Origin of the sequence: Flavobacterium sp. 9AF (genome assembly GCF_902506265.1) — a bacterium.
GTDB lineage: Bacteria > Bacteroidota > Bacteroidia > Flavobacteriales > Flavobacteriaceae > Flavobacterium.
The window spans coordinates 17787-29569 of sequence record NZ_LR733571.1; the positions used below are offsets into that span (position 1 = coordinate 17787).

The 11783-nt window shown below is 30.9% G+C and carries 10 protein-coding genes; 2 read left to right on the top strand and 8 right to left on the bottom strand.

Annotation, left to right across the window (positions count from 1 at the left end):
• Positions 1–19: 19 nt before the first annotated feature.
• The 3 genes from HALO113_RS15070 to HALO113_RS15080 form a co-directional block, all read right to left on the bottom strand.
• Positions 20–1621 carry a fumarate hydratase gene (locus HALO113_RS15070; protein WP_159779915.1) on the bottom strand — a complete coding sequence of 534 codons (1602 nt, stop codon included), beginning with the start codon at positions 1619–1621 and terminating at the stop codon, positions 20–22.
• Positions 1622–1705: 84 nt separating this feature from the next.
• A complete protein-coding gene (locus tag HALO113_RS15075; protein ID WP_159779916.1) occupies positions 1706–2824 on the bottom strand; it encodes a DUF6438 domain-containing protein in 1119 nt (372 codons plus the stop codon).
• 4 nt (positions 2825–2828) lie between these two features.
• Complete coding sequence (locus tag HALO113_RS15080) at positions 2829–4268, bottom strand: nucleoside recognition domain-containing protein (protein WP_159779917.1); 1440 nt, start codon at positions 4266–4268, stop codon at positions 2829–2831.
• A gap of 203 nt (positions 4269–4471) precedes the next feature.
• Here HALO113_RS15080 and HALO113_RS15085 point away from each other — a divergent pair, with 203 nt between their 5' ends.
• Positions 4472–7417: a S8 family serine peptidase gene (locus tag HALO113_RS15085; protein WP_159779918.1), complete on the top strand. Its 2946-nt coding sequence runs from the start codon at positions 4472–4474 to the stop codon at positions 7415–7417.
• 60 nt (positions 7418–7477) lie between these two features.
• Here HALO113_RS15085 and HALO113_RS15090 read toward each other — a convergent pair whose 3' ends face one another.
• The 5 genes from HALO113_RS15090 to HALO113_RS15110 all read right to left on the bottom strand — a co-directional run bounded on the left by HALO113_RS15090 (position 7478) and on the right by HALO113_RS15110 (position 10748).
• The gene (locus tag HALO113_RS15090; protein ID WP_159779919.1) at positions 7478–8191 is read right to left on the bottom strand and encodes a 3'-5' exonuclease; all 714 of its coding nucleotides are present in this window, start codon (positions 8189–8191) and stop codon (positions 7478–7480) included.
• A 25-nt stretch (positions 8192–8216) separates the two neighbouring features.
• On the bottom strand, positions 8217–8501 hold the full coding sequence (locus tag HALO113_RS15095) for a hypothetical protein (protein ID WP_159779920.1): 285 nt from the start codon (positions 8499–8501) through the stop codon (positions 8217–8219).
• 7 nt (positions 8502–8508) lie between these two features.
• Positions 8509–9666, bottom strand: a complete 1158-nt coding sequence (locus HALO113_RS15100; RefSeq protein ID WP_159779921.1) for a serine hydrolase — start codon at positions 9664–9666, stop codon at positions 8509–8511.
• A gap of 59 nt (positions 9667–9725) precedes the next feature.
• Entirely contained in the window at positions 9726–10199 is a 474-nt protein-coding gene (locus tag HALO113_RS15105; RefSeq protein ID WP_159779922.1) for a methylated-DNA--[protein]-cysteine S-methyltransferase, read from the bottom strand.
• Between the two features lie 75 nt (positions 10200–10274).
• Positions 10275–10748, bottom strand: a complete 474-nt coding sequence (locus tag HALO113_RS15110; RefSeq protein WP_159779923.1) for a DUF1573 domain-containing protein — start codon at positions 10746–10748, stop codon at positions 10275–10277.
• A gap of 144 nt (positions 10749–10892) precedes the next feature.
• On the opposite strand from HALO113_RS15110, the gene HALO113_RS15115 reads away from it, so the two are divergent.
• The coding region (locus HALO113_RS15115; RefSeq protein WP_236554744.1) for a sensor histidine kinase KdpD at positions 10893–11783 on the top strand (891 nt) is incomplete at its 3' end.

The window sequence follows — 11783 nt, forward strand, 5'->3', positions numbered from 1 at the left end:
TTTTATTGTATTTTGGTTATTATAGATTGGCAAAAAAATCATTGCCTTTGTCATCGGTAATAATAAATGCTGGAAAATCTTTAACAGTGATTTTTCGAACGGCTTCCATGCCTAATTCTGGAAAATCAACTACTTCTACTTTTAAAATATTTTCTTGTGCTAAAATAGCAGCTGGACCACCAATAGAGCCTAAGTAAAAACCGCCATATTTGGCACAAGCATCTGTTACTTGTTTGGATCTATTTCCTTTGGCTAGCATAATCATACTACCTCCAGCAGCTTGAAATTCATCCACATAAACATCCATTCTTCCTGCTGTTGTAGGCCCAAAACTACCTGAAGGCATTCCTTCTGGTGTTTTTGCTGGACCAGCATAATATACAGGATGATTTTTGAAATAGTCTGGCATTGGTTTACCAGCATCTAATAATTCTTTAATTTTTGCATGCGCAATATCACGAGCAACGATAACCGTTCCGTTTAATTTCAAACGGGATTTAATAGGGTACTTTGTTAATTCAGCTAATACTTCCTGCATCGGTCTGTCTAAGTCAATTTCGATAGCAGGCTGTAAATGAGGGGCTACTTCTGGTAAAAATTGTTTTGGATTGGTTTCTAATTGTTCAACGAAAATACCATCTTTAGTAATCTTACCTTTGATGTTTCGGTCAGCTGAACAAGAAACTCCCAAACCAACTGGACAAGAAGCAGCATGTCTTGGTAAACGAATCACACGCACATCATGGGTAAAATATTTACCTCCAAATTGCGCTCCAATAGCACTTTCCTGACAAATTTCCTGTACTCGTTTTTCCCATTCTAAATCTCGAAAAGCTTGACCACCTATATTTCCTGATGTAGGTAAATGGTCTAAATAACCTGCAGAGGCTTTTTTTACGGTTGCTAAATTGGCTTCAGCTGAAGTGCCACCAATGACTAAAGCTAAATGATAAGGTGGACAAGCTGAGGTTCCTAAATCTTTTATTTTGGTACGAATAAATGTTTCTAATGATTTTTCATTTAAAAGCGATTTGGTTTGCTGATATAAAAACGTCTTGTTAGCAGAACCACCACCTTTGGCTAAAAACAAAAATTCATACGAATTTCCTTTTTTGGCATAAATATCAATCTGAGCAGGTAAATTGGAACCTGAATTTTTTTCTTCAAACATGCTGATAGGCACAATTTGAGAATAACGGAGGTTCTTTTTTTCATACGTATTGAAAATACCTTTTGAAAGCCACTCAGCATCATCGGCTCCCGTGTAAACATTTTCCCCTTTTTTTGCCATAACAATAGCCGTTCCTGTATCCTGACAAGATGGTAATTCGCCTTCTACAGCAACCGCAGCATTTTGTAATAAATTATAAGCTACAAAACGATCGTTATCGGTCGCTTCAGGATCATTTAGAATATTCTGAAGACTTTGTAAATGCTTGGTTCGTAGCATAAAGGAAACATCATTCATGGCTACTTCAGAAAGCAATTCTAACGCTTTTGGATCAACGGTTAGAATTTCTCTATCTCCTATTTTATCCACTTTTACATAATCAGAACTTATTTTTTTGTATTGGGTGTCGTCCTTTTCGATAGGAAAAGGTTCTTGGTATATAAAATCCATTTTTTTGTGTTTTTTTAGTGGCGTAAATGTAAGGAAACTCAAGAAATTATAGAAATTCAATGGTTTAAATCATAAAATAAAGATTTAATTCCTTCTTGGTTTTGTAAGTATTGGATTGTTTTCAATAAAGTTGTATCCAATATCAATTGTTTTTGTTGTATTGTCATTATAATAAAAAGTATAATAACGACCATCAGTTTCTATTTTATGAAAAAGAAAACCTTGATTATAGTATGAAAAATTTAAAGTATACTTTGGTTCGAAGGAGGTCGTTGTTATTTTACCTTTTCTAAGTTCTAAATCTAATAAAAATAATTCGGAATTATAAAGTGGGTGCTTGAATGTTTTGTTCTCCAAAGAAGGAAAATGAACACGGTTGTCAAAAATGAAAGTTACAGTGTCGTAATGTGTTGCTTTTTGGAATAAATAGCTCAACTCATTATAAGCTGAATAAAAATCTATTGGAGCTTTTCTGGCATAATCTTCAATGGATTTAACTATTTTTCCATTTTTAATAAAGGTTATCGTATTATTTTGAGAATCGGTAACAGATCTTCCGTAAGAATCTTTCATTTCAAAGATATTGATTTTATCAAAATTTTTAAAGATTTGATTTGTTACTGCTTTATCTAATTTAGTAGTGAAGTCTTTTTCGTTAGTGTTGTTGCCTAAACCTTTAAAATACATTTTCCCACCTCTACTGATATAAGTTGAATTTATTCCACAACATCCAAACCCTAATGCTCTATCAACGACAATAGCATCGTATTGAGTTGTATCGTTATAGGTGTTTTTGTTCTTTACTAAACTATATACTTTTTTATTTTTGTCGATAAGATTTAGCGTGTCTTGATTTATTTTTTTAATGTGATAAGTATTCCAAATAGAATCTGTTAAATCCCAAAAAGAAAAAACAGAATCATTAACCTTATATTTTGTTTTTGTGCCTAAAAAACGTAAAGCTTCAATATCTCTGTCCAATGTGTCTCGTAAAAATCCAAGAGTTTTCATTTTTGTAGGTACATATTCATAAAATCCAAATTGATATTCTAAAATACTGTCATTTAGAATGTTTAATCCAAAGTTATCCTCATTATCATTTATAGAGTCTACATTAGACCAATTGCCTATAAATGGATTTTCTTCTTTCTTTTCACAAGAAAAAAGAAGTAAACATAAAAGGAAAAATAAATAGTTTTTCATATAATTAAAAAAACCAACTGGCCACTAATACACCTGTAATCACACATATTAAATCTACTAGAAGCATCATGCCTAACGTATAACGCGTATTTTTAATACTTACTGAACCAAAATAAACCGCGATTACATAAAAAGTAGTTTCGGCACTACATTGAAAAATACAACTTAAACGACCGGCAAAAGAATCTGGGCCAAAAGTACGCATGGCATCAATCATAAAACCTCTAGATCCTCCAGAACTAAAAGGTCTTAAAATAGCTACAGGTAGTGAATCGGTAATTTCTTTGGCTACTCCTAAATGAGAAAAAATAAAAGAAATACCCTGACTTATAATTTCAAACAATCCACTGTTGCGCAATAAGGAAATCGCAACCAACATTCCCATCACATACGGGAAAATCATAACTCCTGTTTTGAGTCCGTTATTGGCACCTACAACAAAAGTGTCAAACATGGTGGTTTTAAGCTCCGTAAATTTTTTTTCATTTACAAATGAGAAAATTAAGGTAAAACCAATAATAGCCAGTAACAATACACCAGATAAATTAGCTGTAAAATAATTTTTGCCAATTAAATCTAAAGTGTTCACATAAAATAACAAACCAATTATGGCACCGATAAGTCCCATTAAGACAGCTAAAAGGGAGATACTTTTAAAGTTGATGCGCTGTTTCATGCCTACTAACAAGAATGCTGCAATTGTTCCAACAAAAGAAGTAATGATGCACGGTAACATTACATCGGCAGGATTGGCAGCATTTTCGGCAGCGCGATAACCAATAATCGAAGTTGGAATTAAAGTTAGACCTGCAGCATGCAAACACATGAACATAATTTGGGCATCACTTGCTCGATCTTTATCATCATTCAATTCTTGTAAGCTTTGCATGGCTTTTAATCCAAATGGAGTGGCAGCAGAATCCAAACCTAAAAAATTGGCTGCAAAATTTAAGGTCATATAGGATATGGATTCATGATTTTTTGGGATTGTTGGGAATACCTTTGCAAACATGGGGCTTAGTCTTTTAGCTAATTTTTCAGAAGCTCCAGAAATGATGAGCAATTCCATAATGCCACAAAAAAAGGCTAAATAAGCAATTAAGGGAATAATTAAATCTAATAAACTACTTTTTGCCATGGGAAGTAATCCGTCGGCTTGTTGCACCCCGCTATAAATTTTTACAGTTTGTTTGTTGTAAACATATATCGTATCAGTGGCAGTTTTGACAGTTTTAACCGTAAAAATATTTTCTTTAGATTGAAGAATCGAATCTTTAATTACTAGAGGAACATCGTTTAAATATTTTTCAGCTATTAGAATAGGTTCGCCTTGTTTACCATTTAATACATAATCAATAGAGTAATAATTATTGGTAAACAAACCAATGATTATAAATGCGATTGAAGAAACAAAGATGGCTAACCAAAATCTACTTAAGACCATATAAATTGAATTTTTGTAAATATACAATTTATGTTATATAATTTTATTGAGCTTAGATAAATTAATAAATTGGTTGTTTTGTTGATTATTCTGTAAATAGGCAAGTTTATTTGTTATATTATTAATTAATTTTTAAATAAATAATATTTTTTTCAAAAAAAAGCATAATTTTATACACTATAAAAAACCTAAACAAACGCTTAATGAAACTAAAATTACTTTCGCTAGTTTTTATCACTTCAGTTTCTTTTTCACAAACAAAAGAAGATGTGATAAAAATTATTAAAAATTATGACATTCCTAAAATAAAGGAAAAGATTAATTATTTTGAAAATATTGAAAAAAGAGAAAAAGAAATAGCAATTCAAAAAGCTAATGAGATGGGATGGCCTATTTTTATCTATGGTGAAGATGGTTCATTTCAAGAATTGATTAAACTTAATTTAGACGGTTCACCTATTTATTTATCGACTACCAATGTTAATGCTGCTAAGTCAACAAGAGCAAATCATTTGAATTCAGGAGGTACATTGGGGTTAAACCTAAACGGACAAGGAATGGTTGCTCGAGTTTGGGATGGAGGAACTGTGAGAAGAACGCATACCTTATTTGAGGGAAGAGTAACAACGGTAGATGATCCATCAGGGACAACATATACTTCCCATGGAACGCATGTTACAGGAACGATTTTGGCTTCAGATGCTTCAGCAACAGCTAAAGGAATGGCTTATCAAGCAACTGCAAGAACATTCAATTGGACTAATGACGAAAGCGAAGCTACTAGTGAGGTTTTATTAGGAATGTTGGTTTCAAATCATTCTTACGGTATTCCAATAACAAGTTCAAACGGTACTATTCAACCCGCTTGGTATATTGGAGCTTATACTAGTGCTGCTCGAAATTGGGACGAGATTACCTATTTAGCACCTTATTTTCTACCTGTCATGTCAGCAGGTAATGAAGGGAATAATAATGATAATTCCAATCCAATTGCTATAGGATATGATAAATTAACTGGAGATAAAACGGCTAAAAATTCTTTGATTGTAGCTAACGCACAAGATGCCAATGTAACAACAGATGGTACTTTAATTAGCGTAAATATTAATTCTTCAAGCAGTCAAGGACCTACAGATGATAGAAGAATTAAACCCGATATTACAGGAAATGGAACTTCATTAACATCAACAACAAGTAGTTCTGATACGTCAACAGGATCTTCTTCTGGAACTTCAATGGCAAGCCCAAATGTTGCAGGTACAATTTTATTGTTGCAACAACATTATCATAATGAAACGAATAATTTTATGAAAGCCGCTACCCTTAAAGGTTTAGCATGTCATACAGCAGATGATGCAGGTGTTGCTGGGCCAGATCCAAAATTTGGTTGGGGATTGTTGAATGCAAAAAAAGCAGCCCAAACTATTTCTGCAAATGGTTTAAATTCTTGGGTTTCTGAAGAAAATTTATCTCAAGGAGAAACTTTTAGTATGACTTTTGTTTCTGATGGAGGAAGTAATAATCCTTTAATTGCTTCAATTACTTGGACAGATGTGCCCGGTGAAGCAAAAACAAATACTATTGAAAATGATGCTACACCTGTATTGGTTAATAATTTAGATATTAAAGTAACTAAAGATGGGACAACATTCTTTCCTTGGAAATTACAAGCGGATCCTACTGCTTTAGCAATAAGAGTTGGGGATAATGATGTAGATAATGTGGAGCAAATTAAAATTGATACTCCTGCAGCTGGAGAGTATACAGTTACAGTAACTCACAAAGGAAATTTAGTTAATAATAATCAAGATTTTTCACTCATAGTAACTGGAATAAGATCTGATATTGCTCTAATTTCTAAATCAGATGATTTAATAGTTTGTAACAATCAAAGTGCAGATTATGTTTTCGATTATAAACAGTCTGGAATAGGTACAACTACTTTTTCTGCAATAGGTTTACCATCTGGAGCGAATGCATCTTTTAATCCAAGTAGTTTAAGTGCTAATGGGACTGTTACCATGACAATTAATAATCTCATCAATGCACAACCTGGCGATTATTCAGTAGGTATTGTAGGAAACAATGGAATCGAAACAGAAACCAGAACAAAACAATTAAAAATTTATTCCACTTTTATTGATCCTACAAGTTTGAATTATCCTTCTAATATGCAAGCTGCAATACCAACAACAGTCAATCTAGATTGGAATGATGATACTAATGTGGAACATTTTCATTTACAAGTAGCTATAGATAATAATTTTAATACAATTATACTTAATGAAATGGGATTAACTAATTCTGAATATAATTTAACAAATTTATCGGAAGCAACAACTTATTATTGGAGAGTTATTCCTTCAAATAGATGTGGAAGCGGTTCGCAATTAGACGCCAATATATATTCTTTTACCACTGGAGTTATAACCTGTGGCTATTCTTATACTGCAACCGATTTTTCTGATGCAATCATTAATTCAACTCCTAATAGTACTGCAAGTGTACCTATTGAAGTGCCTATTGGTTTTGTTATTGGAGATATCAATGTGGCTTTAGATATAACGCATACTTATATTCAAGATATGACCTATTATCTTGAAGGACCTGCAAACATAGGTTCACCAATTATTACATTATTTGATCAACCTTGTGGAGATAATGATAATATCATTTGTACGTTAGACGATAGTGGAGTGAATTTTGTATGTAATGCTTCTGCACCAGCTATTTCCGGAGTTGTAAAACCTGAAGAGTTGTTAAGTAATTTTAATGGATTAAATTCTTTTGGGACATGGTATTTAAGAGTAGTAGATCCTTTTAATGGGGATGGTGGTTCAATAAATGCAGTAACACTCTATTTTTGCGATTTAGAACCTTCTTTAAGTATTCAAAGTAATGATCTATCTTCAAAAGTGAGTGTTTTTCCTAATCCTGCTAATAATACACTTTATGTTAATTTAGACCAAAATTTTGTAAATGAAACTCATTATAAGTTATATGATTTACAAGGTAGATTAGTGATAAGTAAAAAATCAGCTACTTCAGAAAGCAATATAAATATAGAAAACCTTGTAGAAGGAATTTATTTGCTTTCTATTGAAAATGGCACAGATAGAACGACTAAAAAAATAATTATAAAAAGATAGATGCTTTAAGAAATTAACTATAATCAAAAGGCTAATCCTATATAGGATTAGCCTTTTTTATTATACATGAATTATTTCGTCTTCAACTAAAATGTCTTCTCTTCTAAATCGTAAAAAGATTTGGGCCACTGCAATGACATCTTTTTCACAATAAGTAATAATTCTATCAATATCATTTTCAATGTAAAAAACTCGGGCTACTTCACTACCATCAATATCATCTTTTGGAGAAGGCACTTGTAATACTTTGGTTAAAAGCTTTAATGAAGTAAAATGTTTATAGTCTCCAAATTTCCATAATTCTAAAGTGTCTAAATGAGGAACTTCCCATGGTTTTTTACCAAATAAATTTAGTTTGTCTGGTAATGGAACGGAATTAATAATCATTCGTCTGGCAATAAAAGGAATATCAAATTCTTTGGCGTTATGCCCACATAAAAGATGTTGGGGCTGATTGAAATGATTATTTAATAAATTAGAGAAATCTTGTAAAATTTTTTTCTCTTCTCCCCAAAAGCTAGTAACTCTAAAATTTCTAATGTCTGCTTTGTTAGTAAAATAGCCTACAGAAATAGTAATGATTTTTCCAAATTCAGCCCAAATTCCTGCACGTTCATAAAAATCCTCTGCAGTTACTTCATCTCTTCTTTGGTATTGGGTTTTGTTTTCCCATAATTTTTTGGTTTCTTCATCCATTCCTAAATAGCTGTCATACTCAGGTACGGTTTCAATATCTAAAAATAGGATATTGTTGAGGTTAATTTTTTCAATCATTTTAAAATAGTTTTATGCTATAAAATTAAATGACCTTATATTTTATAGCTATGGCGAATAATAAGAGTATAATTATTAAAAAAATTAAGCCAAATGCAAAGGCTTGTTGTTTGTTTCTTTGTTTTATTTTTGTTTTAAATACTTGAAATTGTTCTTCTGTTAATGAAGGATAGGGTATATTATTATCCATCACATTTTCATTTGTATCTACTAATGTATTTTTTCTGGTTTCTAATTTTTCTTTTCTTGCTTTCTTTTTATTTGCAATTATTCGGTCCCTATTATGTAATCCAGAAAAATGACTGTTCATTTTATATTTATTCTCTTTGGTCTAACATTTTATAACTTTCTTCTACATACGTATATAAATCATTGCTGTGAGGATCAGTTTCAGTTTGTAAGCCTTTAATGTGTCCTAAACGAACAATAATAAGATTGTCTTCTGGAATTACAATTACAAATTGTCCTAAATGGCCTCTTAGATAGAACAATTTTTTATTGTTAATGGTGTGCATCCAAAAACCATATCCATATTGTGGACTTTCAGGAAAGCGAGGTGTTATACATTTTTGTACAAAAGTTGAATCTAATATTTGTTTTCCTTTCCAATTTCCATTATTCAAATATAATTTTCCTAAACGAGCAAAATCTCGAGCATTACTTGCAATACAGCAATACGCTTTTTCAATTCCATCTGGTTCATGATCCAATTGCCACAAAGCATTGTTTTCTGCTCCTAAAGGTTGCCAAAAGTGTTTGGAAACATAATCTGAAAGGTATTCTCCAGTAGCTTTTTCAATACACATGGCTAATAATTGGGTTGCACCACTAAGGTATTTGAAAGATTGTCCTGGTTTTTCATTTATTTCTAACCCTAAAATGATCTTTTTTAAATCATCATCAAAATAAGCACGGGTTACAATAGAAAATGGACTGTAATATTTTTCATCCCAACTTAAACCTGAGGCCATTGATGATAAATCTCCTACAGTAACTTCTTTGGCAAAGTTTCCTCTTAATTCTGGGAAAAAATCAGCAACTTTTTGATCTAAACTTTTTATTTTTCCTTCCATGATTGCTTTTCCTAAAGCCATAGTAACGACACTTTTTGCCATAGAGAAAGAGTTGGATTTAGAGTCTTTGTTATATCCATCGAAATAACTTTCATGAACAATACTGTCATTTTTAATGATTAAGAATGCGGCAGTTTTTAGTTCTTTATGTGTTTTTTCTAATGTTTCGGTAGCCTTAATTTGGTTGTAATCTTTTGATATATCCCAAGGTTGGGCTGTTCCTTTTTTTATTTCTCTATTAGGAAAATGGGTGTAATCTTCTAAAAAAGCCGTAGTATATCCTCTAAAATAAATAGTTCTAACTGCTCTTAATAAGTAATCTACATCGAAGATGTACATTAGAATAATAATGGATACAAGTATAATTGCAAACCATTTGAAGAATTTTTTTAAGAATTTCATAGATGCTTATCAGTTTTATAAGCATAAAAATAAACAAAAAAAAGCTTGCTTTTAAAAATTTAAAAAAGACTTTCTTGTTTAATTGGGTTTTCATGTTCTAAGAGCCATTTTTTTCTCCATAATCCTCCCGCATAACCTGTTAAAGAACCATCTGTACCAATGACTCTATGGCATGGAATTACAATCCAAAGTGGGTTTTTGCCATTGGCAGAAGCCACTGCTCTAATGGCCTTTACGTCCCCTAACTTCTTAGATAATTGTAAATAACTGAGGGTCTTTCCATAAGGGATTTCTAAAAGTGCATTCCATACTTTTCTTTGAAAATCTGTACCTTGTGGATTTATTTTAAATGTAAAATTTTGTCTTTTACCAGTAAAATATTCTTCTAACTGGTTCACAACTTCTTTCAATTCTTTAGGGATTTTTTTAGAAATTGTTTCTTCTCCTTCAGTAATTGAAATAATATGTATTCCATCCTCGTTACCACTTATTTTGGTTATTCCTAATGGGGTTTTTATAAAAATTGTTTGCATTTTATAAATATAAAAAAACCATCTTATAGTTAAGATGGTTTTTTGTAAGTAAGATATAAAAAAATTGTTGTTTTATTATTTAAACATAACTGATTTTTCCTCTTTTTTCTCTTCTGTTTTAACATTACCTTTAATGATTAAAACTTTTGGAGCAGCACCTTCTTCGCTAGTGGTTACAGTTACAGTTTTTGTAAAACTTCCTGGAGATGCAGCATTATAAGTTGCAGTAATACTACCTTTTTCACCTGGTTTGATAGGTGTTTTAGTGTAGTTAGCAGCAGTACAGCCACAAGATGGTTTTACATTTGTTATCAATACAGTTTCATTAGTAGTATTTGTAAATGTAAACTCATAAGAAACAGGTTTACCTTTTTCAATTTCACCAAATTCATGAGTTTCATTATGCCATTTCATAGCAGAAGCTTTAGTTTGTGCAGGTGTTGCTACAGTACTAGGTGCTTTAGTTACTACTTTTTTAGCTTCCACTGCTTGTGCAAAAGACAATGAAGAAATGAATAATGCAACAATTGAAAGTTTAAGCGTTTTCATATAAAATGTATTATGTAATTATTTGATAACGCAAATTTAAAAAGGAATAGTAACTTTGTTGTTAACTAAGATGTAATGATTGTTAACGACATGTTAACAGTTGTAAATTAAGAAACTTAATTCGTACAATTACAAAAAAATAAAGTGAAGTCTTTTTTCTTAAATAAAATTAAATTTACAAGGTTTAATATCGTTATCCTTATTGGTTTTTTAGCCATATTAGGCGTAATCATCATGCAATTATTTTTGCTTAATCAAGCCTATACTTTTGAAAAAAAGGAAATAGAAGATAAAATTAATTATGCTTTAATTGACGTTGTTGAACGAATTTATGTAGATAATAATTCTGAATTAATCATAAATAACCAAATAAAAAAAGTTTCCAGTAATTATTATGTTGTGAATGTAAATGATGTGTTTGAAAATAACATATTAGAATTTTATTTAAAAAAAGAATTTGCTAAAGTTAAGTTGGATTTGGACTTTGAATATGCCATTTATGATTGTGGAAGTAATAATATGGTTTATGGAAATTATATCACGTCAAAGAGTCAACCTAGTAAAAAATGTATTGAGTGTTTTACTAAAAATGACGATTTAACTTATTATTTTGCAGTTCGTTTTCCTACATTAAAGCAAAACTACTTTACAAGTTTAAAGCAGTATTGGTTATATACTATTGTGCTCTTTTTGGTTTTAATTGTATATGTTTATTCGGTATTATTAATGCTTAAACAAAAAAGATATACAGTTTTACAAAATGATTTTATTAACAATATGACTCATGAATTTAAGACTCCTTTAGCTTCTATACTAATTGCATCTAATTATGCAAATAATCAGAAAGAAATTAAGGATAACCCTAAATTATCGAAATACATTCAAATTATTATAAAGCAAAGTAATAAATTAAACCAGCATATTGAACAAATTTTATCTCTTGCCAAAACCGATAGCAATAAGATAGAATTAAGTAGAAATAAAGTCGAATTTAGAAAAACTTTGGACTTAATTAAAGAAAATATCATTTTAAAG